General features: G+C 39.3%; 21 protein-coding genes. 6 read left to right on the top strand and 15 right to left on the bottom strand.

What is annotated here, in order from left to right:
• Positions 1-190 precede the first annotated feature (190 nt).
• Both metK and EL097_RS06750 read right to left on the bottom strand, forming a co-directional pair.
• The gene (metK, locus tag EL097_RS06755; protein WP_003044083.1) at positions 191-1387 is read right to left on the bottom strand and encodes a methionine adenosyltransferase; all 1197 of its coding nucleotides are present in this window, start codon (positions 1385-1387) and stop codon (positions 191-193) included.
• Between the two features lie 536 nt (positions 1388-1923).
• Positions 1924-4293: a leucine-rich repeat domain-containing protein gene (locus EL097_RS06750; RefSeq protein ID WP_003044086.1), complete on the bottom strand. Its 2370-nt coding sequence runs from the start codon at positions 4291-4293 to the stop codon at positions 1924-1926.
• A 175-nt stretch (positions 4294-4468) separates the two neighbouring features.
• Here EL097_RS06750 and birA point away from each other — a divergent pair, with 175 nt between their 5' ends.
• Positions 4469-5410, top strand: coding sequence for a bifunctional biotin--[acetyl-CoA-carboxylase] ligase/biotin operon repressor BirA (gene birA, locus EL097_RS06745; protein WP_003044089.1), 942 nt, complete (start codon positions 4469-4471; stop codon positions 5408-5410).
• Here birA and EL097_RS06740 read toward each other — a convergent pair.
• The 5 genes from EL097_RS06740 to udk form a co-directional block, all read right to left on the bottom strand.
• On the bottom strand, positions 5385-5588 hold the full coding sequence (locus tag EL097_RS06740) for a DUF3272 family protein (RefSeq protein ID WP_081587269.1): 204 nt from the start codon (positions 5586-5588) through the stop codon (positions 5385-5387). The two genes, birA and EL097_RS06740, sit on opposite strands and share 26 nt — an antisense overlap.
• A 212-nt stretch (positions 5589-5800) precedes the next feature.
• Positions 5801-7483 carry a DNA polymerase III subunit gamma/tau gene (gene dnaX / locus EL097_RS06735; protein ID WP_003044093.1) on the bottom strand — a complete coding sequence of 561 codons (1683 nt, stop codon included), beginning with the start codon at positions 7481-7483 and terminating at the stop codon, positions 5801-5803.
• A complete protein-coding gene (locus EL097_RS06730; RefSeq protein ID WP_003044096.1) occupies positions 7483-7980 on the bottom strand; it encodes a GAF domain-containing protein in 498 nt (165 codons plus the stop codon). The genes dnaX and EL097_RS06730 overlap by 1 nt, the downstream gene beginning before the upstream one ends.
• Positions 7981-8101: 121 nt before the next feature.
• Complete coding sequence (locus EL097_RS06725) at positions 8102-8374, bottom strand: DUF1294 domain-containing protein (protein ID WP_003044098.1); 273 nt, start codon at positions 8372-8374, stop codon at positions 8102-8104.
• A gap of 64 nt (positions 8375-8438) precedes the next feature.
• Positions 8439-9065 (bottom strand): uridine kinase, encoded by a 627-nt coding sequence (gene udk / locus EL097_RS06720; RefSeq protein ID WP_003044102.1) that lies wholly within the window; start codon positions 9063-9065, stop codon positions 8439-8441.
• Between the two features lie 98 nt (positions 9066-9163).
• On the opposite strand from udk, the gene EL097_RS06715 reads away from it, so the two are divergent.
• Positions 9164-10249, top strand: a complete 1086-nt coding sequence (locus EL097_RS06715) for a DEAD/DEAH box helicase (protein WP_003044104.1) — start codon at positions 9164-9166, stop codon at positions 10247-10249.
• 294 nt (positions 10250-10543) lie between these two features.
• Here EL097_RS06715 and EL097_RS06710 read toward each other — a convergent pair whose 3' ends face one another.
• The 4 genes from EL097_RS06710 to EL097_RS06695 all read right to left on the bottom strand — a co-directional run bounded on the left by EL097_RS06710 (position 10544) and on the right by EL097_RS06695 (position 15514).
• A complete protein-coding gene (locus tag EL097_RS06710; RefSeq protein WP_003044106.1) occupies positions 10544-11833 on the bottom strand; it encodes a polysaccharide deacetylase family protein in 1290 nt (429 codons plus the stop codon).
• 85 nt (positions 11834-11918) lie between these two features.
• Entirely contained in the window at positions 11919-13346 is a 1428-nt protein-coding gene (locus EL097_RS06705; protein WP_129544993.1) for an NADP-dependent glyceraldehyde-3-phosphate dehydrogenase, read from the bottom strand.
• Positions 13347-13512: 166 nt separating this feature from the next.
• Positions 13513-15246: a phosphoenolpyruvate--protein phosphotransferase gene (gene ptsP, locus EL097_RS06700; protein WP_003044114.1), complete on the bottom strand. Its 1734-nt coding sequence runs from the start codon at positions 15244-15246 to the stop codon at positions 13513-13515.
• 4 nt (positions 15247-15250) lie between these two features.
• Complete coding sequence (locus tag EL097_RS06695; RefSeq protein WP_002984031.1) at positions 15251-15514, bottom strand: phosphocarrier protein HPr; 264 nt, start codon at positions 15512-15514, stop codon at positions 15251-15253.
• A 421-nt stretch (positions 15515-15935) separates the two neighbouring features.
• Here EL097_RS06695 and EL097_RS06690 point away from each other — a divergent pair, with 421 nt between their 5' ends.
• The 4 genes from EL097_RS06690 (at position 15936) to EL097_RS06675 (ending at position 20766) form a co-directional block, all read left to right on the top strand.
• Positions 15936-16154, top strand: coding sequence for a redoxin NrdH (locus tag EL097_RS06690; protein WP_003044117.1), 219 nt, complete (start codon positions 15936-15938; stop codon positions 16152-16154).
• Between the two features lie 19 nt (positions 16155-16173).
• Positions 16174-18333: a class 1b ribonucleoside-diphosphate reductase subunit alpha gene (gene nrdE, locus EL097_RS06685; RefSeq protein WP_003044120.1), complete on the top strand. Its 2160-nt coding sequence runs from the start codon at positions 16174-16176 to the stop codon at positions 18331-18333.
• Between the two features lie 159 nt (positions 18334-18492).
• Positions 18493-19452 (top strand): class 1b ribonucleoside-diphosphate reductase subunit beta, encoded by a 960-nt coding sequence (nrdF, locus tag EL097_RS06680; RefSeq protein WP_003044124.1) that lies wholly within the window; start codon positions 18493-18495, stop codon positions 19450-19452.
• Positions 19453-19512: 60 nt separating this feature from the next.
• The gene (locus tag EL097_RS06675) at positions 19513-20766 is read left to right on the top strand and encodes a chloride channel protein (protein WP_039994688.1); all 1254 of its coding nucleotides are present in this window, start codon (positions 19513-19515) and stop codon (positions 20764-20766) included.
• Positions 20767-20812: 46 nt separating this feature from the next.
• Here EL097_RS06675 and EL097_RS06670 read toward each other — a convergent pair whose 3' ends face one another.
• From EL097_RS06670 to alaS, 4 genes are all read right to left on the bottom strand, one after another.
• Positions 20813-21508, bottom strand: a complete 696-nt coding sequence (locus tag EL097_RS06670; RefSeq protein ID WP_003044131.1) for a CPBP family intramembrane glutamic endopeptidase — start codon at positions 21506-21508, stop codon at positions 20813-20815.
• A gap of 18 nt (positions 21509-21526) precedes the next feature.
• Positions 21527-22288, bottom strand: coding sequence for a DUF3169 family protein (locus tag EL097_RS06665; protein WP_003044134.1), 762 nt, complete (start codon positions 22286-22288; stop codon positions 21527-21529).
• Positions 22285-22500 (bottom strand): helix-turn-helix transcriptional regulator, encoded by a 216-nt coding sequence (locus tag EL097_RS06660; RefSeq protein ID WP_003044138.1) that lies wholly within the window; start codon positions 22498-22500, stop codon positions 22285-22287. Before EL097_RS06660 ends, EL097_RS06665 begins: the two co-directional genes overlap by 4 nt.
• Before the next feature lie 355 nt (positions 22501-22855).
• Complete coding sequence (gene alaS, locus EL097_RS06655; protein WP_003044144.1) at positions 22856-25474, bottom strand: alanine--tRNA ligase; 2619 nt, start codon at positions 25472-25474, stop codon at positions 22856-22858.
• Between the last annotated feature and the right edge of the window lie 175 nt (positions 25475-25649).

Here is a 25649-nt window from a genome sequence, read left to right as displayed (position 1 = left end):
TACTAGAATTCAACCTTTTCATTTTATCACAAATCATGTCAACTGACAATTGTTAACGTCTTAATTTTTAATAATTTCATTAAAGTGCTTCATTTGGAAAGTTCTAAAATGAAGTTGGCCACCTAAGGGTATCAAAAAAGCGGAGGAGACTGAGTAGCTCTTCCACTTTATTCACTCATCATACCAAAGATTAAGACAATGTTTTAACAACTTCGGTTAAGGTGTCTACCTTATCTAAACGTTCCCACGGCAAGTCAATATCTGTTCTTCCCATATGTCCATAAGCAGCGGTTTGTTTGTAGATAGGGCGTTTTAAGTCAAGCATTTGAATAATGCCTGCTGGACGCAAATCAAAGACTTGGCGAATAGCCGCTTCTAAAATACCTTCAGAAACCGTAGACGTACCAAATGTATCTACCCGAACAGATACAGGCTGAGCAACCCCAATCGCATAAGCCAATTGCACTTCTGCCTTGCTTGCAAGTCCTGCTGCCACAAGATTTTTAGCAATATAGCGAGCAGCGTAAGATGCAGAACGATCCACTTTTGTTGCATCTTTACCTGAAAAGGCACCGCCACCATGGCGTGAGTAGCCTCCATAGGTATCCACAATAATCTTACGTCCGGTCAAACCAGAGTCCCCTTGAGGGCCTCCGATAACAAAACGACCTGTTGGATTAATGAAGAACTTTGTTTCATCATCTAAATAATGCGCTGGAATAATTGCCTTGATGACTTTTTCAATCACGTCCTGACGGATTTGGTCATTAGTAGCTTCTGGATCATGTTGCGTTGAGATAACCACTGTATCCACACGGACTGGTTTATCATCTTCGTCATATTCAACGGTTACTTGCGACTTGGCGTCTGGGCGTAGATAACTCATCTCATGTGACTTACGTAATTCGGCTAAACGACGCACCAATTGATGAGCTAAGGAAATAGGTAAAGGCATCAATTCTGGTGTTTCATCGATGGCAAAACCAAACATGAGCCCTTGGTCACCCGCTCCAATATGGCTAAGGTCATCAGTATCACCTTCTCTGCTTTCAAGAGCTTCATTAACCCCCTGAGCGATGTCGCCAGATTGTTCCACAAGTGATGGGTGTACTCCTACTGATTCTGCTGAAAAGCCATATTCTGCTTCTGTATAACCAATTTCTGCAATGGTGTCACGGACCACACGGTTAATATCAACGTATGCTGTTGTTGAGATTTCTCCAAAAACATGGACGGAACCTGTGTAAACACAAGTTTCTGCGGCCACATGGGCTTCTGGATCTTCTGCTAAAATAGCATCCAAGATAGCATCTGAAATTTGGTCTGCAATCTTATCTGGATGCCCCTCAGATACTGACTCAGACGTGAAAAGTTTACGTTCTGACATAAAAATGTCCCCCCTAATATGTTAATTCTTCCTTTTGCAGTCACATTGACCACAAAGCAAGAAGTTGCCTAATCCTTTCTTCCTAAATGATTGAGCAAGTTGATCGGTCAAAACCAAACTTAGCTAATCAGTTACGGTTTTATTGGTAAGACAACTAACTAGACCACTGACGTGGCTAGCGTCCATTGACCAGATAAAGAGTGTCTGACAATAGTGTTGAGTTACAAAGAATCCGGTCTCCTTGTTGAGAGGAAGTCACCACAAAATAAGTCTTAGACGAAGTAATTTAGCCAAAGGGAGAGCGACTATTCCCCAAGGTAAGCCAACAACGTCTCAAAAACATTTCGTTCGACAGACCGTCTTATCGGGACTCAATAATAATCTATTATAACATGTTTTCGCCACTTAGTTGCCATTCTTTTCACTCATTATCCTATTTATTTCAAAAAAACCTCAAGTTATTCTTGAAGGTTTCTTGAAATTCAGTGATACTGTTATCAGGACGATTCAGTTGATGGGGTTATTCTTAGATTAGCTTAGTGAGTATGGTTGTGCTCTTCGTTAGCTTCATCTTCAGCCTCATGGTCGTGATTATGGTTGTCTCCGTGCTCGTGATTATGGTCTTCCTCATCTTCATGTTCATGGCTGTGGCCATGTGATTCCGATGCTTCTTGGACACTTTCTTTCGCTTTAGCAGCCATTGCTGCTTTTTCTTCAGCTGTGCCATTACCCACCATAGAACCTTCTTGAACCGCTGGGAAGTTTTTCGCAATTGCTTCTGGAATATATTGCGCATTTAGTTTAAGGTCTGACAATGGGATATTGTTATGACTAATATCAATGTTAGTAACTGTCTTATTAGGTTCAGACAGATTGACATTTGTTAATTGGTTTTTAGACACGCTTAAAATGTCAAGTGCTGTAAAGTTATTAACTCCTTCTAGAGAAGTCAACTGGTTTCCTGTCACATCCAAGAAAGTGAGTGACCCTTGTTTGTCTTTAAGCACAAGCGATTTGATTTGGTTACCTTCTGCTTCTACTCTAACAATAATACTGCTTGCTTCAATACCTTCAAGTGATTGCAATTGCGCACGGTTAATCGATAGGCTAGATAGACTAGGATTATTTTTCAAGAAATCCAAATGAGTAACCTTGGTATCATTGACCATTAACGTTTCTAATTTTGGCGCTTTAAGTGTTGCTAAATCAACATTAGCATTTCTTGATAAGTCAACAACCATCAATGATTCTTTATGAGAAACAGGACTTAAATCTGTAATCTGATTATTATCAATGTGCAATTCTTGCAATTGACTTAATGATGATAGTGGGCTCAGATCAGAAATCATATTATTGCTCAATACGAGGAATTTAAGGTTCGGTAATTGACCAAGAGGTTTAATATCCTTAATATCATTATCCGCAGCAGCTACTAAGGTCAAGTTTTTGTATTTGCTCAAGAAACTAATGTCTTTCAAGTTATTTTGAGAAATATCAATACTTTCCAAGTGCGGCATCTGATCCATAAAGGTGTAATCTGTCACCCCTGTTTTTGTCATTAACAACTGTTTCAATTTTTTAAATTGTAAAACAGGTGAGATGTCTTTAATTGGGGTAAAGCCAATTCCTAAGATTTCAAGGTTAGGTAATAGGGATAATCCTTTACGTTGCAATGGGTTTTCCCGGCTACCCAAGTCAAGTTTGATAACAGTTGCCAACCATTCTTTCATCTTATTAGAATCTTTTTCATTTGATGGGAATGGGGTTGGAGCATCGTGAGTACGAACGATATCCAAAATAACTTCTTCATCAAAACCTAAAGCACGTAAGGTATCCATGCCAATCTTGTGTTTTTCCAATTCACGAGCATGTTCAATAGCATGTGGATCTGGAATGTCTTTTCCGATTTCAATATCAGACAGCATCAATACGTGTGCATGGTCGTGGTGAGGGTATTCCAAACCGAGTTTCCCATCTTGTGTTTCCACTCGTTTGATGGTTGATGGATCAATGCCCAATTTTTCTGCCAGATAAGCTAATTTTTCTTGGTAGTCTTTTTCACGTTCAGACTGCTCTGGGGTGTGATGAGCTTCCGCTGGCTTTTCTGCTTTTTTAAAGGGATCGTATTGATCTGCCACATGTGCCCAACCACCTTGACGAAGATCAGCAAAGGAAATTGGGTGTAAATGACCATCATGATTAACTAGAATACTGTCTTTTGTTACCCCAACAATTCCTTGACCATTAAACTTAAAGCCATCTGAAGTTGGAAAATGCAAGCCTGGAATACCATTAGCTGTGGCTGTTGAAACAGGTCCACTGATTTGTGGTAAGCGATTAGCAACCTGTTTAGCTTGTAGCTGCGCCTGATCTGATAAGCTTGACTTCAAAATATAATGGAAGTGATCACCGTGGCGAACCGTGTAGCCTAAAGCATCTTCAGCCACAATATCCGCTGGATTAAATTCATAATGGTGATGAGGATCTGCTGCTTTAGAAATCCCTTGGCTAGCTGCTTGCTGAGCAACAGCTGGCTTAGCTAAACTTGCTCCTTTTGGAATAAGGTATTCAAATTGGCTCCCCTTCAAATCAGCATAAAAAATAAAATGTGAGTGACCATCGTGGTCAACAACGATTCCCTGATCTGTTTTTGATAAAATTTTTGAGTCTTTGGTTAAAATAAACCCATCATCTGTTGGGAAATCTACACCCCCCACACCTTTGTGAGCTTTTTTAGGATCTCTTGCTTTTTTAGCCATCTTCGTTTTTTTTGTGGCTGTCTTCTTGCTAGACTGTTTCGTTTTAGGATGATTGGGTTGATGATTAGTTTGTGATTGACAGGCTGCCAAACACAAGTGACTTGCTACTAGTAAGCCTGCTAAGGCCATCATTTTTTTCGTTTTCACGTTTTTCCTCCATAAATTAACCAGTTAATCAGAATATTAACTAGTTAATTATAACAGAAAAAAATGATTTTACAATCTTTTTTTTAGATTCAAATCACTTTATTAAAGTTCGTTAATAAAGAGGTCTCTGTTTTTTTCTACTTGAAATCTCGAACTTTTATACTATACTAGAGATATGAAAACATCCGAAAGAATTTATCAATTACTAGCACAAACCGATGACTTCATAAGTGGGGAATATTTAGCAGAACAACTTAATCTTTCCCGCACATCTGTTTGGAAATCCATCAAAAGCCTCGAAAATCAAGGCCTGCAAATTGAGTCCTTAAAACATAAAGGCTATCGTATGCTTCAAGGGGACATTTTACTCCCCAAAATCATTAGTCAAGATCTTGGTATTCCCGTTAGCTACAATCCTAAAAGCCAATCTACCCAGCTGGATGCCAAACAAGGGATTGAAGCTCATAAGAGTGCTCCGAGACTTTATCTGGCTTCTAGCCAAGAAGCTGCCAGGGGGCGTCTCAATCGGCAATTTTTTGCAGCTAGCAACGGTGGCATTTACATGTCAATGCACCTAAAACCCAATGTCCCTTACACCGATATGCCCCCTTATACCATGATGGTTGCTTCCAGTATTGTCAAAGCCATCTCGCGATTAACAGACATTGATACAGAAATCAAATGGGTAAACGACATCTATCTCGGTAACCATAAAATTGCAGGGATTCTGACAGAAGCCATTACTTCTGTTGAAACCGGCTTAATCACCGATGTCATTATTGGGGTTGGCCTCAACTTTTTTGTAACTGATTTTCCAGAAGCCATTGCCAAAAAAGCAGGCTCTCTCTTTACCGAAAAACCAACTATCACGCGCAATGACCTTATCATTGACATCTGGAAATTATTCTTATCTATTCCTGTCAAAGACCATGTCAAAGTTTACAAAGAAAAATCACTTGTTCTTAATAAACAAGTGACTTTCGTTGAACATAGTCAAGAAAAACATGCTACTGCGATTGATTTAACTGATCAAGGACACCTTATTGTCCAATTTGATAATGGTGACCTTCAAACCTTGCGAAGCGGCGAAATCAGTCTTTCTTCTTGGGAGAATTAGCGGCCTTGATAAGGCTTTTAGTAAATTGATTAATGGCATATACCCGTCTCAAATCTCTAAAGAGTAATAACCCCCAAAATAGAGCAAAGAGATAGTCTCTAGAAAGTAACAAATCGTTGAAAAAATAGGTTTCAAAGGCACAAACAAAGGCCATAAAAAGAAATTGTCGAATAGTCATAGACCTATTATAACAAAAAAACACGATTCTATGAAGAATACCCTCTAGATTGAAGTGAACTTGGTTTTCCAAGACAGTTTCAATCTTTTTTAGTTTCCTTACTTCTCACTACGTAAACCAAGGAATTCAGCCCTCCCATAAAAAACTCCAAAGGCAAGGATAATAACCTTATCTTTGGAGAGAATTGTTATCTCAGTATGGCATGAGAAGTTTTAATCCTCAACAGCCCTAATTTTATCGGCCAAAAAATCAAAGCCTTCTGGAATATCAAGTGGTACTTCTTGCTCTTTTTGAACACCCTCTTTTTGCGATTTCATTTGCTGGGCAAATTCTGAACGGATATGATGAAAATCTGCTTTTGGCACTGCTAAAATATTAGGGGAAAAGCCAGCAGCCTTGCTCATGATATTGCCAAACATAGCGTTGAGGTCTGTACGGTTCATAGCTTGTTCCGCATTAAAAGCAGCTTCAAAGGCTAAAATGGCATTTTCACTATTAGCCAAGACGGGCTCTGATCCCATTAGTAATGCTCGATCTTGGGCAGAGATACTGTCTAAAATTTCATTCCAAGCATTTTTAAGAGCTTCTAAATACTGGCGAGATTGCTGGCTATTTTGAACTGTTTCTTCCATGATTTTCAAAATGGTAACCCGATCAACCTTGTAACTAGCGGTTTTAGGTCTAGTTTTACCTGATTTACTGGACGCTCCTGCCAGCAAATCAGGACACGATTGGAGCTGCGACAATTGTTGTTTAAGTTGTGCCAACTCATTTTTGAGAATTTCAATCTCTGAAGTTAGCTCTCCTGACAAACTCGCTTGGAGCGACGCCAGTTCTTTCTTAGCTAACTGGATGGTCATCATCTCAGCATAAATCCGAGGATGGGTTCCTTTTTTAATTTCAGACAGATGACTAGTAACCACTGTTATCATTTGGAAAATACGATCCATCTCAAGAGACAAATTGACATCAAAAACAGCTGACTGACGCTGATTTTCACCGCCAGCTTTGACCACCAATAAATCACGCAGATAGGTCAGTAAATCTGTCGCAAAGCGGCTCATACTTTTCCCACTATCATAAATAATCTCTAATGCTGCCAGAGCTTGTGTAGCCTGTTCTTGAGAGACATATTGGACATAGTCATCCAGAGCAAGCATGGAAATGGAACCTGTGATTTCTTCGGCAATAGCAATGGTGACCTGATTATCTGGTGACAAACTCAAAGCCTGATCTAAGATAGACAAGGCATCACGCATGCCTCCTTCTGCCCGCCTTGCAATAAGATTCAAGGCATCTACCTCGTAGGCAATACCTTCTTTGTCCAAAACCCAAGCTAAATGCTCTCGAATAGCTTTTTGCTTAATAGCCTTGAATTCAAAGCGTTGCACACGTGATAAAATAGTGGCTGGAATTTTGTGTAATTCTGTTGTCGCTAAGATAAAAACTACATTTTCTGTCGGTTCTTCCAAGGTTTTCAAAAGCGCATTAAAAGCCCCTGTTGATAACATGTGAACCTCATCAATAATATAAACCTTGTAGGTTGCTCGACTCGGAGCATAAGTTGATTTATCTCTAATGTCACGGATTTCATCAACACCATTATTAGAGGCTGCGTCGATTTCAATCACATCTTCCAAGCTTCCATTAGTAATATCACGGCAAATATCACATTGATTACAGGGCTCACCATTGACTTGGTTAGGACAGTTCATGGCCTTGGCAAAAATCTTTGCCGCACTGGTTTTTCCAGTCCCTCTAGGACCTGAGAATAAATAAGCATGGCTAATCTTGCCAGATTCAACTGCCTGCTTTAAGGTTGTAGAAATAACCGATTGTCCCACCATTTCATCAAAGGTTTGACTGCGGTATTTCCGATAAAGGGCTTGATACATCAGTTTTTAACTCCAAACATGTCAAAGGTAAACGTGGTCTTTTCAAGAAGTAGGTCCACAAAGGCTTCTAAATATTCTTGATCAACCTCATCATAATCAGCCACAAGGCTAGAATCCAAGTCTAGCACCCCAAGTAAATGGCCATCTTTCACCATAGGAACAACAATTTCACTCATGGCTGCCGCATCACAGGAAATATAGTTGGCATGCTGCTTCACATCATCTACAATAATGGTCCGCCTAGACTGGGCGGATTCTCCGCAAACACCTTTACCAAGCTTGATATGGACGCAAGAAACCCCTCCCTGAAAAGGTCCAAGAATTAATTCTTTCCCATCAAAAAGGTAAAATCCTGTAAAAACAGAATTGGGTAGGGTCATGTTTAAAAGGGCACTGGCATTGGACAAATTAGCCATAGCATTTGATTCTTTCGCAAATAAGCCTTGTGCCTGCACTAACAGTAATTGGTATTGTTCAATTTTTTTGGTCTTAATCATAGTAATTATTATAACATACCTAGGCTAATTCAGGCAGTTTTTTCTAATACTTCAGCTGTCTTAAATCATCTAGTATTTCAAATAAAAACTCCTTAATCCAATAAAAGTTGGTTAAGGAGCTTCAGTTTAGCACTTTTAAGATAGCATACGTAAAGAGTAAGGTAAGCAGCATTCCCAAATACCAAGTCAGGACAAAATACCACTTTCTCGTTTTATGGTGACAAGACTTGGCGGCTAACCAAGCACCTAGACCACCGCAAAAAAGCGTGGTGAGCAGTAAGGTTTTTTCACTAATCCTCCATTGTCTCTTGATAGCTTTTTGTTTATCAAAAGCGTAAAGGGTAAAAACAAAACTATTCCACAAAAAGAGAACTAATCCCCATTTTAATAACATCTTTATCCTTCCTATTATGACAACTTAAAAAGAGCAGATTCAGACAATCCACTCAATCTTTTTCTTAAACTTCGCCAAGAATACTTGCAATTTTACTGTTGATGACATCAATAGCGACCACATTACTGACTCCCTCTGGAATGACAATATCAGCATAACGTTTACTTGGCTCAATAAATTGATGATACATCGGCTTCACCACACTTGTGTACTGATCAATAATGCTTTCTAAACTTCTGCCGCGTTCCATCATATCACGCTTAATTCGACGAATAATACGAATATCATCATCTGTATCCACGAATAATTTGATGTCCATTAAGTTGCGAAGACGTTCATCTTCCAGAACCAATATACCTTCGACAATAATAACATCCTGAGGATCTTGACGAAAAGTCTTATCACTACGAGTGTGCTCTTTGTAGTCGTAAATAGGAATATCCACCGGTCTTCCCGCCAATAATTCTTTTAACTGCTGAATCATAAAGTCAGTGTCGAAAGCCAAAGGATGGTCATAATTGGTTTTGACCCGCTCCTCAAAACTCATGTGCGACTGATCTTTATAGTAAGAATCATGTTGAATCATCGCAATACGAGCATTTGGAAAACTGTCCAAAATTGCGCGTGACACACTTGTTTTACCACCACCGGAACCACCAGTTACACCAATAATAATCGGTTTTTTAAGCATTTTAAACTCCAAATCTAAAAAGTCTTCCCCACTATTTTACCAAATTGAAGCCTATAATGCTATAATGACTATAGAAACAAATAGTAAAAGGAAGACACATGATCACTAAATTTCCCCCTCAATGGCAAGAAAAACTTGACCAAATCGCATTTACCCATTTAACGCCAATCCAAGAGCAGGCCTTTCAACCCATTTTTGATGGCAAAAATCTCCTTGGCATCAGCCCTACTGGAACAGGCAAAACCTTGGCCTATCTCTTTCCAAGCCTCCTATCGTTGACTCCTAAGAAATCCCAGCAACTGCTCATTTTAGCACCTAATACCGAATTAGCTGGTCAAATTTTTGAAGTTGCTAAAGAATGGGCAGAGCCCCTAGGGTTAACTGCACAACTTTTTATTTCTGGAACCAGTCAAAAACGTCAAATCGAACGTCTCAAAAAAGGCCCAGAAATCCTGATTGGAACCCCTGGACGCATTTTTGAACTGATTAAGGTGAAAAAAATCAAGATGATGTCTATCAACACCATTGTTTTAGATGAATACGACGAATTATTAAGTGATTCTCAGTATGATTTTGTTCAAAAAATCAGTCGCCATGTTCCTCGTGACCATCAAATGATTTACATGAGCGCTACTAATAAGGTGGACCAAACTTCCTTAGCTCCAAATACATTCTGCATCAATCTTTCAGGGCAAACCAACGATGCTATTCAGCATTTTTACCTCATGGTTGACAAGCGCAAGCGAACAGATTTACTACGAAAATTTGCTAATATCCCTAATTTCCGTGCCTTGGTCTTTTTTAATAGCTTGTCTGATTTAGGAGCTGCTGAAGAACGCCTACAATACAATGGTGCCGCAGCTGTTTCTTTAGCCAGTGATATTAACGTCAAATACCGCAAAATCATTCTTGAAAAATTTAAAAACCATGACCTATCCCTCCTACTAGCCACAGACCTCGTTGCTCGAGGGATTGATATTGATAACTTAGACTACGTGATTCATTTTGACCTTGCCCGTGATAAAGAAAATTATACCCACAGGGCTGGGCGAACAGGTCGAATGGGAAAATCTGGTGTCGTGATTACCTTGGTTAACCATCCTGAAGACATCAAAAAACTCAAAAAATTCGCCAAAGTTTCCGAAATACAACTGAAGCATCAGCAACTCCTCCCTAAAAAGTAACTGGCTATAAAGAAGTCAATGCACAATAGATAAGCCTACAACTACCTCTTAGTAACAAGATGAACTTATCTTGCCCTAGAAGGTTACTATCGTACCCATGCCTAAAAATCACCTCGTTTATAACCGTTTACCTATCACTTGACCATCGTTTTTCTTGGCTGTGATAGGTTCTTTGAGTTTCTTTTGTTTATTTTTTATACCAATGGTTAAAAAACAGCCCAACTGCTATTGATTGCAATTGGGCGACTTTTTATTACCGAAAAGATTAACTGTCTAAGGCCTACAAATGACCTTTTAGGTATGGTCATAAAGTTCAGACAGGGTCACACATTGGTAACCTTCTGCTTTTAAATACTCCATTACTGTTGGAAGAGCATCAACTGTTGTTTGGTGAATATCATGCATCAGCACCACACCACCAGGTTGCAATTGTTTTTTGAGATTAGCCATAATTCCCTCAGTACTGTGGTTTTCCCAATCTCTCGTGTCAACTGTCCACAACATTTGTGTCAACCCTGAGGCCTGTTGAACCATTGCATTCGTGGCTCCATACGGAGGACGTAAGTAGAGAGGTTTCTTTCCACAAGCTTTCTCAATGGCCTGATTGGTCCTGTTAACCTCACTCTGAATCTGATCCACAGGTAACTTGGTTAGGTTAGGATGATCCCAAGTATGATTACCAATGTCATGGCCAGCTTCGCTAACTCGTTTAACCAAAGCCTCATTATTGACTACCTTTGATCCCATCATAAAGAAACTTGCTTTAGCATGGTATCTGGCTAGAATATCTAAAACCTGAGGTGTTGTGGCAGGGTCTGGGCCATCATCAAAAGTCAGTGCAACTATTTTTTTAGGATGCTGGGCTTCTTCCTCTGCCTTCTTCTTAGCCAAATACTCATCATAGGCAACCTTATCAGCTGCTTCTAGAAAATCTGGATTAATCACATCAAATAAACTTGCTAGGGAAATGGTGATTTCTTTCCCCAGAGTCAGTTGCCCCTCATTGACATCAAAATGATCACTCAATAAATGATTACGATCACTCAAATTGTCATAGTCAGTGATATGGAAGGGCTTATCTGGATATTTTTTACCAACCTCTTGTTCAATGCGCTCTAAATGACCCGATACCAAATCCTTTAAGTGAAAAGGTTGAAAATCCTTTGTGATATGATAGGAGCTAACCACTTTTTCTGATAGTTTTGTCAAATGAAATAACTTTTTCTGATAGACCTTCTTAGAAATGATTAATTTCTGAACAGACTTCAACTGTGATGCTTGAAGTTTAGGTTTTAAGAGAATAACTGCCTTGTCAACCGCTTCATTCTGGTACATAGAAACCGGCAAATTGTTAACAAAGAAATCATCTGCGTTGGCAGTCGGTGAAAAATAGTAATAGTCTTTTTGACCATTTTTAATATGCTTAACTGTTTTTATCGTTAAGTCTGATGTGCTTTTTTTCTTTTCAGCTAATACTAAACGCTGACTATCTTCTTTGGTCTTCCAATGATTAATGGAGATTAGCACCAGACTCAACATCGCAATACTTAATAAACTAACAAGAATAAAATTTAATTTTTTCAATAGTCGCCTCCACTTGTATTACCATTTTAACACAGCCAAGTTAAAAAATAAACCAAAAAAGTTAGGCTAACCTAACTTTTTTAGCTTACTGAATATCAAAAACGACTGATTTAACACTTGTCATCGCTTCAATAGAGTACTTCACTCCTTGAACACCCGCACCAGATTTTTTAGCTCCTAAGAATGGGAAATTATCTGTTCCACGTTGTGTTTTATTATTAATATGAACTGTTCCAACCTCTAGTTGCTCTGCAATGCCAAAGGCTTGTGGAAAATTAGTTGTAAAAATAGAAGCTTGCAAGCCATATTCAGACTCATTAGAAATCTTGATAGCTTCTTCCACAGAGGCTACACGAATAATTGGTAATACTGGACCAAATGGCTCTTCCCAAGCCAAACGCATGTCAGTTGTTACATGGTCAAAGAGGATAGGACAAATAAGATTACCTTCTCGTTTAATATCTGTATGAGCCGTTGCACCCTTGTCAACTGCATCCTTGATTAATCCTTCAACAAAATCAGCAGCTGATGTGTCAATAAGTGGTGTGATGTCTGCATTATCTTCCGGGTTACCAATTGTCAATTGCAAAACCTTATCCCGAATCTTTTCAACCAAGTCATCTGCAACACTTTCCATGACAAGAACACGTTTAACCGCTGTACAACGTTGTCCTGAATACCCAAACGCACCCGCAACAATATTTTTAGCTGCCAGATCAAGGTCAGCATCTTCTAATACGATAGCAGAATCTTTACCCCCTAGTTCTAGCATGATTGGACGCATACCAGCTAGTTTTCCGATACGCTCTCCAATTGGCGTAGAACCTGTAAAGTTTATAAAGTTAACCGCTTCGTGCTCAACGATATAGTCACCAATGACAGAACCACGACCAGTAATTGTATTAAAGACTCCTCCTGGAATACCAGCTTCCGCAAAAGCTTCTGCAAGTAATAAGCCAGAAATAGAGCCTTGTGTAGGTGGTTTAAGGGCAACCACATTTCCTGCAATAAGAGCTGGAGCAATCTTAGAACCTGCCAAGTTAACGGGATAGTTAAAAGGTGAGATGGCAAGAACTAAACCAACTGGCTCACGACGAACAATGGCAATTTTTTTCTTACTAGCAGCTTCAAAGCTACCACCCTCAAGAACTTCACCTTCCATACGAAGCCCTTCTTCTGCTGCATAGTTAATGATTTCAGCGGTACGAATAACTTCGCTAACAGCTGCCTTGTGACCTTTGGCTACTTCTTTTGAAAGAATTGCACCGATCTTTTCAGCATCACGTACTAAAATATCAGCAGCTTTATGAAGGAAGGCCGCACGTTCTACATAAGAAAGAGCCCTCCAGCCTGCCAAGGCTTGACGAGCAGCACCGTAAACAGCATCAACCTCTTCACGAGACATGGCAGGGACACTACCTAATTCCTCACCTGTTGCTGGTGCATAAATCTTAATCTCGTTTTCTGACAATTTCCATTCACCGTTCACTAAATTTTTATATTGTGTTGTCAACGTTTTATCTCCTTTTACGATAGTAATCTTATTCTATCACTTTTCCATGATATTTCAACAGTTGGATATGTAAACTATCTGAAAATTTTGACAAATTATTTGAGTTTTCAAATTGTTTTACTGAAAAAACAAAAAAAGAGCTGGAAAACACCAACTCTTTTTGTGGTTAATCTTCAGAAACGTATTCTTTAGAAAGTTCAAGAACTTCTTCTGCAGTTGAACATTCTGTAAGCGCCCGATTTGCGTATTCTTCCATTTTAGCAGAATCAAGTTTCTTCATTAAGCTACGTGTACGAAGAATAGATGTTGCTGACATAGAAAACTCATCGAGTCCCATTCCGACAAGAAGTGGAACAGCTTGTTGGTCACCTGCCATCTCACCACACATACCTGCCCATTTGCCTTCAGCGTGTGCTGCTTTAATAACGTTGTTAATCAAACGGAGGATTGATGGGTTATATGGTTGGTAAAGGTATGAGACTTGTTCGTTCATACGGTCCGCTGCCATAGTGTATTGAATAAGATCATTTGTTCCAATGGAGAAGAAGTCAACTTCTTTTGCGAATTGGTCTGCAAGCATAGCAGCTGCAGGAATTTCAATCATGATACCAACTTGAATATCATCAGCAACCGCAATACCTTCTGCAAGCAAGTTTGCTTTTTCTTCATCAAAGACAGCTTTTGCAGCGCGGAATTCTTTAAGAAGGGCAACCATTGGGAACATGATGCGAAGTTGACCATGAACAGATGCACGAAGAAGCGCACGAATCTGTGTACGGAACATGCCATCTCCAGTTTCAGAGATGGAAATACGAAGAGCACGGAAACCAAGGAATGGGTTCATTTCTTTTGGAAGGTCAAAGTAAGGAAGTTCCTTGTCTCCACCAATATCCATGGTACGAACCACAACAGGCTTGCCATTCATGCCTTCAAGCACTGCCTTGTAAGCTTCGTATTGCTCGTCTTCCGTTGGGAAGTCTTGAGAATCCATGTATAAGAACTCAGTACGGTAAAGACCAACTGCTTCTGCACCATTATCATTAACACCTTCAACATCTTTTGGGGTACCGATGTTAGCTGCCAATTCAAAGTGTTTACCATCAGCTGTTTCAGTATGAGCATCTTTAAGAAGAGCCCACTCAGCTTTTTGTTTTGCGTAAGCAGCACCAGCTTCTTTGAAAGCAAGGATTTGGTCTTCACTTGGGTCGATAATAACTTCACCGGTGATACCGTTAACGGCAATCATATCACCATCTTTAACACGTTTTGTAATATCATTTGTTCCAAGTACCGCAGCGATCTCAAGTGTACGTGCCATGATAGCTGAGTGACTTGTACGACCACCGATATTTGTAACAAATGCTTTTACAAATTGTTTGTTAAGTTGAGCAGTATCTGAAGGTGTCAAATCATGTGCAATAACGATTGATTCCTCATTGATAGTCGCAGGATTTGGAAGTTTTACACCTAAAAGGTGAGCCAACACACGTTTAGCAACATCGCGGATATCCGCTGCACGCTCTTGCATGTATGGGTTGTCTTCCATGCCTTCAAAGATGGTGATGAACATGTCAGTCACTTCCTTAAGACCTGTTTCTGCATTTGTTTGTTTTGCGCGAATAGTTTCTTTAATTTGGCTGATCATTTCTGGGTCAGCAAGAACCATCAAATGTGCATCAAAAACGGCTGCTGCTTCTTCGCCTAAGCTTTCTACTGCCTTTTCGCGGATAACAGAAAGCTCGTCTTGTGAAGCTTGGAGTGCAACATCAAGGCGAGCTTCTTCTGCATTTGTATCTTCGACTGTTACAGTCTCAAATGACAAATCCGGCTGAACTAGTAGATATGCTTTAGCAACAGCAACACCATCAGAGGCTGCGATTCCTTTAAGCATTTCTGTCATAGTCTTATGCCAATCCTTCTTTAGTCATAGTTTCTTCGATTGCTGCGATTGCATCTTCAGCGTCAGCACCTTCAGCTGAGATCGTCACGTCAGCACCTTGGCCAACACCAAGACTCATAACACCCATGATTGATTTAAGATTTACTGCTTTACCTTTATAGTCAAGTGTGATATCTGAAGCAAATTTGCTAGCTGTTTGAACAAGCAAGGTAGCTGGACGTGCATGAATACCTGTTTCTGCAACGATGTGAAAGTCTTTTGAAGCCATATTATGGTTCTCCTTTTAAGTTGTGTATTTTTGAGCCATCACATGATAACCCTTACAATAACAGATTATAGCATAATGCTTTTTTATTTTCAAGATTAAATATCTGAAGGCCAGAAAAACTTGAAACTTTTTTCTTTTATTTTCATCTTCTTATCAGCTATATTTTTCAACCTTTATAAACTTATTTTAAAACATAGAATTATCTATTTTCAAACATTTTCATTTATTGAAAACCAATCTTTTATAGGTTATTGAAAGTTAGCAGCAACACAATATTTTGTTTTTTTAGTTTTATATAAACACAATATGTTGTGTTTTATTAGGGGTAAATGGCTTGCTTTTTATTTCTATTTTTTATATGCTATTATAGTAATTCCGTTTAAGTAAATGGAATCATGACTAATTTTAAGAAGGACAAGACATGATTACAGTATATTCCAAAAATAATTGCATGCAGTGCAAAATGACCAAGAAGTTTCTAGAACAACATGGTGCTGACTTCCAGGAAATTAATATTGATGAGCATCCCGAAAAAGTGGATTATGTGAAAAGTCTTGGCTTCACGTCTGCTCCTGTCATCGAAGCTGACAATGTCGTGTTTTCTGGCTTTCAACCTGCAAAATTAAAAGAACTGATTTAATAAGACAAGGAAAAATAATATGAGTCTAAAAGATCTTGGCAATATTTCTTATTTCCGCCTAAATAATGAAATTAACCGTCCTGTTGATGGTAAAATTCCACTTCATAAAGACAAAGAAGCTTTGACAGCCTTTTTCACCGAAAATGTGCTGCCAAACACAATGCCCTTTGCCTCCATTACTGAAAAAATTGAGTACTTAATCTCAAATGACTACATCGAATCAGATTTTATTCAGAAATACCGTCCTGAATTTATCACTGAATTAGCTGACTTAATCAAGGCAGAAAATTTCCGCTTTAAATCATTTATGGCAGCCTACAAGTTTTACCAGCAATATGCTTTAAAAACAAATGATGGGGATTATTATTTAGAAAGCCTTGAAGATCGTGTCATGTTCAATGCTCTTTATTTTGCCGATGGGCAAGAGGAATTGGCAAAAGACTTAGCCATTGAAATGATTAATCAACGTTACCAACCTGCTACCCCTTCCTTTTTAAATGCTGGACGAAGTCGTCGTGGGGAATTAGTTTCTTGTTTCTTGATACAAGTGACTGATGACATGAATTCTATTGGACGCTCAATCAACTCTGCTTTGCAGTTATCCCGTATTGGTGGGGGAGTTGGTATTACCCTATCTAATCTGCGTGAAGCTGGTGCACCAATCAAAGGCTATACTGGTGCGGCTTCTGGCGTTGTTCCTGTCATGAAATTATTTGAAGATAGTTTTTCTTATTCCAACCAACTTGGACAACGTCAGGGAGCTGGAGTTGTTTACCTTAATATTTTTCATCCCGACATCATTGCTTTCTTATCTACTAAAAAAGAAAATGCTGATGAAAAGGTGCGTGTTAAAACCTTGTCACTTGGGATTATTGTTCCTGATAAATTTTACGAATTGGCTCGTAAAAACGAGGACATGTATCTCTTTAGCCCTTATAATGTTGAAAAAGAATATGGTATTCCATTTAACTATCTTGACATTACCGAGATGTATGATGAGCTAGTAGCTAATCCTAAAATCACTAAAACTAAAATTAAAGCTCGTGATCTCGAAACAGAAATTTCAAAATTACAACAAGAATCTGGTTACCCTTATATCATCAATATTGACACAGCCAATCGAGCTAACCCAGTTGATGGTAAAATTATTATGAGTAACCTGTGTTCTGAAATTTTACAGGTACAAACACCTAGCTTTATCAATGATGCTCAAGAGTTTGTAGAAATGGGAACTGATATTTCATGTAATTTAGGTTCAACTAATATCCTTAATATGATGACCTCACCAGACTTTGGACGTTCTATTAAAGCCATGACACGTGCCCTAACCTTTGTTACTGACTCATCAAACATTGAAGCAGTGCCAACCATTAAAAATGGAAATAGTCAGGCACATACTTTCGGTTTGGGAGCTATGGGACTGCATTCTTACCTTGCTCAACATCATATTGAATACGGTAGTCCCGAGTCTATCGAGTTTACTGATATTTACTTTATGCTCCTGAATTATTGGACCTTGGTTGAATCCAATAACATTGCTCGTGAGCGCCAAACCACCTTTGTTGGTTTTGACAAATCAAAATACGCTGACGGTACCTATTTTGACAAGTATGTGACAGGTCAATTTGTACCAAAATCTGAACTCGTAAAAGATCTATTTAAGAATCATTTTATTCCTCAAGCTTCAGACTGGGAAGCCCTTCGTGCGGCTGTTATGAAAGATGGGCTCTATCACCAAAACCGTCTAGCAGTTGCTCCAAATGGTTCTATTTCTTATATCAATGACTGTTCTGCTTCCATTCACCCAATCACACAACGGATTGAAGAGCGTCAGGAAAAGAAAATCGGGAAGATTTATTATCCAGCAAATGGGTTGTCCACAGATACCATTCCTTATTACACGTCTGCTTATGACATGGACATGCGCAAAGTTATTGACGTTTATGCTGCCGCAACAGAGCATGTGGATCAAGGCTTGTCATTAACCCTTTTCCTTCGTAGTGAGCTGCCAATGGAGCTCTATGAATGGAAAACAGAAAGCAAGCAAACCACTCGTGATTTATCCATTCTACGAAACTACGCTTTCAATAAAGGCATTAAATCTATCTACTATATCCGTACCTTTACCGATGACGGAGAAGAGGTCGGTGCTAATCAATGTGAGTCTTGTGTGATTTGATTGAGAAGGATACTTGATTGATACAAGTATACTGGTTATTCACTAAATCATCAGTATCAGAATTGATAATAAAAAATGCCAGTAGTCCACTCAAAAATGACTGACTGGCTTATGGTATCATTAATTATATCTTGATTACCCTTTAGGAGAACATACTGAATGACAACATATTATGAAGCAATTAACTGGAATGACATCGAAGATGTCATTGACAAGTCAACCTGGGAAAAGCTGACGGAACAATTCTGGCTTGACACTCGCATTCCCTTATCAAACGATTTAGATGATTGGCGTAAACTTTCTGACCTTGAAAAAGATTTGGTCGGCAAGGTCTTTGGGGGGCTTACACTCCTTGATACCATGCAGTCAGAATCTGGTGTCGAAGCCATTCGTCAAGATGTCCGTACACCTCACGAAGAAGCTGTCCTGAATAATATTCAATTTATGGAATCGGTTCACGCTAAATCTTACTCGTCCATCTTCTCAACCTTAAATACTAAAAAAGAAATTGAAGAGATCTTTGAATGGACCAACAATAATGAATTTTTACAAAAGAAAGCTCAAATCATCAATGAGATTTACGAGCATGGTGATGCGCTGCAAAAGAAAGTGGCCTCTACTTTTCTTGAAACCTTCCTTTTCTATTCAGGCTTTTTCACTCCTCTCTACTACCTTGGTAATAACAAACTGGCAAATGTCGCTGAAATCATTAAACTGATTATCCGCGACGAGTCTGTTCACGGAACCTATATTGGTTACAAATTCCAACTTGGTTTCAATGAGTTGTCAGAAGCTGAACAAGAAAGTTTCCGTGACTGGATGTATGACCTGCTTTATCAGTTATATGAGAATGAAGAAAATTATACTAAGAGCCTTTATGACGGTATCGGCTGGACAGAGGAAGTGATGACTTTCCTTCGTTACAATGCTAACAAGGCTTTAATGAATTTGGGACAAGATCCTCTGTTCCCAGATACTGCCAATGATGTCAACCCAATTGTGATGAATGGTATTTCAACAGGAACGTCTAATCATGATTTTTTCTCACAGGTCGGAAATGGCTATCTCCTTGGTTCTGTGGAAGCCATGTCTGATGACGATTACAATTACGGACTCTAATCTTTTGAGGAGACTGGGGATAGGTCAGTCTCTTTTTTTATCTTTTGTTATAATAGTTTTATGAAACGACATTTTTTACTTTGGACATGTTATCTCTTTTTGACAGGCATAACCGCGGGACTTGTTGCCTTTTGTTTAACAGGGGCTATTCATCTGATTCAAACACTCAGCTTTGGGTTTAAGCAGGGTTCATTTAGCACAATGATTGCTAGTATTCCCCCATATCGACGAGCTATCTCACTTGTATTGGCAGGGCTACTAGCTGGCGTTGGATGGCACTGGCTAGCCAAAAAAGGCAAAGTCATACAATCCATTCAGCAAACCCTTCACGACAATACTCTATTTAGTCCATGGACACAATTTTGGCATGGCTGGTTACAATTAACCACCGTTTCCATGGGGGCACCGGTTGGCAGAGAAGGAGCCTCACGGGAAGTTGCTGTTGCCATGACATCTCTTTGGAGTCAAAAGTGCAATCTTTCTAAAAAAGATCAGAAGCTTTTATTGGCTTGCGCGTCTGGAGCAGCTCTTGGAGCTGTCTACAATGCTCCCCTAGCCACCATTATTTTTATTCTAGAAGTTATTCTTAACTGTTGGTCTCTAAACAATGCTTACGCTGCTTGCCTAACGAGCTATGTTGCGGTAGAAACGGTTGCTCTATTACAAGGTAAGCACGAGGTTCAATACTTAATGCCCCAACAAGATTGGACCCTGACATCTCTTCTTTGGGCTACTTTTGCTGGACTTTTCCTTACTCTCATGGCTCATGCCTACAAGCACCTTTTGGAACATCTTCCTAAACCTGATGCTAAAAGTCAGTGGTTCATTCCTAAAGTTCTCTTGGCCTTTAGCATCATTGCGGGACTCAGTATTTTCTTCCCAGAAATTTTGGGGAATGGCAAAGCTGGATTACTCTTTTTCCTTCATGAAGAACCGCACCCTAGCTATATTAGCTGGTTATTGGTTGCCAAAGCTGTCGCTATCTATCTCGTTTTTGCTTCGGGAGCTAAGGGTGGGAAAATTGCCCCCTCTATGATGCTAGGAGGAGCCAGTAGTTTGCTCTTAGCCAGCCTTAGTCAACATTTCTTTTCCCTACCTCTATCAACTACGCTAGCCATTATGATTGGCGCCTCCCTCTTTTTAGGTATTGTCAATAAGATGCCTTTGGCTGCACCACTTTTTCTGGTAGAGATTACCGGCCAATCCCTACTAACTCTTATTCCTTTAGCCATTGCTAGTCTAGCAGCTCATATCGGTTATCACTACTGTCAAATATTAATCAAACCATTAAAATCCTTCAAAACGTTCAGATAGCCTTTATGACCTTAAACGCTCCGACCATTCAGTCGAAGCGTTTTTCTTATAGGATACCTAAGCCTGTCAGTAATAATATAATAGCCGGTAGTAAATTATTGAAAATATGTAACAAGATAGAATCCTTCAGATTTCCTCGTCTTTGATAAGCAACAAAAAGGAGAAGTCCCATACAGGTGTACATGATAAATTCAACTAAATTAGTGGCATGTGGTAATGCAAAAAGGAGAGAGGTTAATAGGCCTGCCACTTTAAGAGATTTTCCTTTAAAAAGATAGGTTGTTGGAAATCCTCTAAAAACTAATTCTTCCATAATCGGAGCGATAAAAGCAATCGTAAGTACGAATAAGGCAGTATAAAGCGGAAAACCACCCTTGATAAAACCAGCTAAGGTCTGTATCGCAGCATCATTAGCACTCACTTCTTGACCAGACCATAGCTGGTTAAAAAGAGTTCCTACAATGGCAATCACACGCCCTATTAGCCAAAATAATGCTAAATAACCCCAGTCAACCAATCTCATTTTTTCTTGTTTAATAGAGGCTTTCTGTTTAGCTTGATAAAGACGCCATAGGACGATGATAACACCTCCAACAATAACTAAGTAGAGAATACCGATTCCCCAATTAAGGCCCGTAGGAATATCATGTTGCTTTTGCAATAAGATCATTGGAAAAGCATTGAAAACCATAGCCAGAATAATAAGCGCTACTATTTTTAAACAATTCATAAACATTTTCATAGAAAATCTCCTTTTTGGCTAACGGTAAAATTGCCTGGTCATTGTTGCACTTTTTACGAGTAAATAGAGCTGAATTAAGACCAATACTAAGATAGCTGTTAATTCCACTTGACCAGTGAATAGATAGATAAAAAATAAAATCACATACAAGGAAGGGATAATGAAACCATTTAGGGATAACACACTTTCAAACGATGTCTTGTGATAAGCTTGTAGCTCTGCCTCATCTAGAGCCATAACATTATGTCGTATTTCCTTCAAATTTGGAAAATATGGAACATTGGTTCCCCGAATGGCATTGTAACGTTTCATGGCTAAAGCTTGGAAAGGAATGGTCATTAGTAATAAAAGGATATCCAGCAGAGGAAAGACCAGCAGAGCATGCCATGAATCAATAGTTAAGGTCAAACTAAGTAGCACATTACACATGGATAAAATAGAGGCTATCGCAATCAATAACATGGCATAAGCATGCTTTTTATTCAGCTGACGATAACCTTTTTCAGAATAATCATCTTCTTCAATTGTGTTATAAACAGCTGTCTCTTTTTTCAATTGCGTTAAAAAAACAAAAGAGAGTATGAATCCTGTGACGACTACCAGACGGTTTAATAAGAGAATCAGGTTAATCACATCGTCTTTTAGGAACGTGAGCTGATCTAATCTCCCTCCATGGTAACCTAAAAAGGCTCCAACCATGCCACCTATAATCCCTCCCGCTAAACTTGATAGTAATAACATTTTTAACAAGCGTAAAAAACTATTTTGCTTCTTTTTCATCCCTCGACCTCCACTAGACGAAATACCTCTTCAACTGATTCCTGAAACACCTTAGCAATTTTCATGGCAATTACAACTGATGGGGTATACTCGTTACGCTCAATGAGACTGATGGTCTGTCTCGATACACCTGCAAGTTTTGCCATTTCTGTTTGATTAATACCATCTCTGGCTCGTAATTCTTTGAGTCGATTTTTAAGAATAACATCCATTGGTAGCTCTTTTGCCCTCCTCTAGCTCATTTTCTAAAATAAGAAAAAACAGTCAATGTTAAGGTCAGCCCTGTACAAATCAAAACCAAATAACTCAAGGGTACGCCAAACCAAATTACCCTGATAAGATGGTAGCTTAAAATAAAGAATGTCAATACACTTGTCCAAAAGCAGATTTTCCTACACTGAAGGTTTAGCTGATGATTCATATTTTCAGAACCCCTTTACTTCTTCTTTCACACTTATTGTAACACATCTTTTTCTTATTGACAACTATCATAGTCAAAAATATTATGATAATAGTCATTTCAAATACAAAAAAACCAAGTTCTTTAAAACTTGGTTAGTTAACAATTTACAATGTTTCTGGCACTGCTGCTAGAAGTTCTGTCATTTTAGAAGCATCTGATCCACCAGCCATTGCCATATCTGGTTTTCCACCGCCGCGGCCTAACACAATAGGTGCCAACACTTTAATCATATTACCTGCGTGAACTTCTTTGGACTTGCTTGCCACGAGGACATTAACTTTCTCACCAATTGCTGCTGCTAGAACTAGTACGTCTGAATAGTCTTTTTGTTTCCAATTATCAGCAAAGGTACGTAGAGCACCTGCATCAGATACAGAAACTTGACTAGCAATATAGCGCAAGCCATTTACTTCCTTGACATCTTTAAAGACATCACCAGCTTGGGCTGCTGCTGCTTTTTCTTTAAGCTCTGCATTTTCTTTTTGCAAATCGCGGAGCTGTTCGCTTAGGCTCACGACCTTAGCAGGAACTTGATCCATTTGTGGGACTTTCAATGTGTGAGCAATCTCTTTCAACGCATCTTCTTGCCTGCGGAAGCTTTCAAAAGCTTGTTGACCAGTAACAGCTAAAATACGACGTGTTCCTGAACCAATACCTTCTTCTTTAAGAATCTTGAAAAGACCAATTTCTGAAGAATTGCTTAAATGAGTACCCCCACAAAGTTCGACAGAGTAATCACCGATTTGAACCACACGAACAGTTTTGCCGTATTTTTCACCAAAGAGGGCCATAGCTCCCATTGATTTAGCGGTTTCTACATCTGTTTCAGTTGTGGTGATGGCAAGTGCTTTCCAAATTTGTTGGTTGACTTCTTCTTCGATGCGACGAAGTTCTTCTGCTGTTACAGCTTCAAAATGGGTGAAGTCAAAACGCAAGAATTCTTCTTCGTTTAAAGAACCAGCTTGGGTCGCATGCTCACCGATAATGCGGTGAAGGGCTGCGTGCAACAAGTGAGTTGCTGTGTGATTTTTCTCAACAGCATAACGACGCTTGTGATCAATATCAAGGGTGTAGATAGTATCAAGGGCTAAGCTAGCTAAGACCTCCACTGTATGCAAGGCTTGACCATTTGGTGCTTTTTGAACATCTGTTACACGAGCAACAATATCCCCGTTAGCATTTTTAATGACCCCATGGTCAGCAACTTGTCCACCCATTTCAGCATAGAATGGTGTTTGGTCAAAGACGAGTAGCGCTTGACCTTCTGAGACGACTTCACTACGTTCGTTATCGACAATAATAACGGCTAGACGAGCATCAACAGTTTCGGTTTCATACAAGAACGTTGATGACTCAGTAATTCCAGCAAGGGTTTCATTTTGCATCCCCATTGAGCCACCTTTAACAACAGCTGCACGGGCACGGTCCTGCTGTTCTTTCATGGCAACTTGGAAACCATCATGATCAATTTTGTAACCAGCTTCTTCTGCCATTTCCTCGGTCAATTCCACAGGGAATCCGTAAGTATCGTACAATTTAAAGATGTCTTTACCCTCTAGGGTATCTTTACCAGCTTCTTTTAACTGCGCTAGCAATTGGTCCAAATGACCTGAACCTGCATCAATGGTACGAGCAAAAGTTTCTTCTTCACGTTTAACAATTTTCTCAATGAAATCACGTTTTTCAAGGATTTCTGAATAGTAGGAAGCCATGATTTCCCCTACAGTCTGAACCAGTTTGTAAAGGAAGGTTTCTTTGATACCAAGTTTACGTCCATGCATGACCGCACGACGAAGCAAACGGCGAAGCACATAGCCGCGACCTTCATTACCTGGAAGAGCGCCGTCACCGATCGCAAATGATAGAGCACGAATATGGTCTGCAATGACCTTAAAGCTCATGTTGTCTCCGTCTTGATCGTAAGTTTGACCAGACAATTTTTCGACTTCCTTAATAATCGGCATAAAGAGGTCTGTTTCAAAGTTTGTTTTAGCCCCTTGCATCACTGCCACCAGACGTTCTAAACCAGCACCCGTATCAATGTTTTTATTTGGTAATTCTTTGTATTCTGACCGTGGTACTTCCGGGTCTGCATTGAATTGGGATAAAACAATGTTCCAGATTTCAATGTAGCGATCATTTTCCAAGTCTTCTTCGAGCAGACGAATGCCAAGGTTTTCTGGGTCAAAAGCAGGGCCACGGTCAAAGAAAATCTCCGTATCAGGACCTGAAGGACCCGCACCAATTTCCCAGAAATTTTCTTCTAAAGGGATGAGGTGACTTGGCTCAACGCCAAGAGCCAACCAACGGTTGTAAGAATCCTTATCTTCTGGATAGTAGGTCATGTACAGTTTTTCTTTTGGAAAATCAAACCACTCTGGACTTGTTAGCAATTCAAAGCCCCACTCAATTGCTTCATCACGGAAATAGTCTCCAATAGAGAAGTTTCCAAGCATTTCAAACATGGTGTGGTGACGGGCTGTTTTACCTACATTTTCAATGTCATTGGTCCGAATTGATTTTTGCGCATTGGTAATCCGAGGATTCTCAGGAATAACAGAGCCATCAAAATATTTTTTGAGGGTAGCCACACCAGAATTAATCCAAAGCAGAGTGGGGTCGTTCACAGGAACAAGGTTAGCTGATGGTTCAACCGAATGGCCTTTTGATTGCCAAAAATCTAACCACATTTGACGAATTTCAGCAGATGATAAGTGTTTCATAAAAATAAGATACAAAGAGTAAGGCAAACTGTCATTAAACAAGTGTTTCTATGTAATCACAGAAATTTACACAGTTCCTTTTTCGCCTAAATCACCACCCACAAAGGCGTATTCTTTAGGCTACTCTATTCCTTTCGTTGATTTCAAATGGTTATCAAAATAAAACAAGTCCATC

It is taken from the genome of Streptococcus canis (assembly GCF_900636575.1).
Classification (GTDB): Bacteria; Bacillota; Bacilli; order Lactobacillales; family Streptococcaceae; genus Streptococcus; species Streptococcus canis.
Note: the sequence above shows the minus strand (reverse complement) of the source record. Positions and strands in the feature narration are given on the sequence as shown.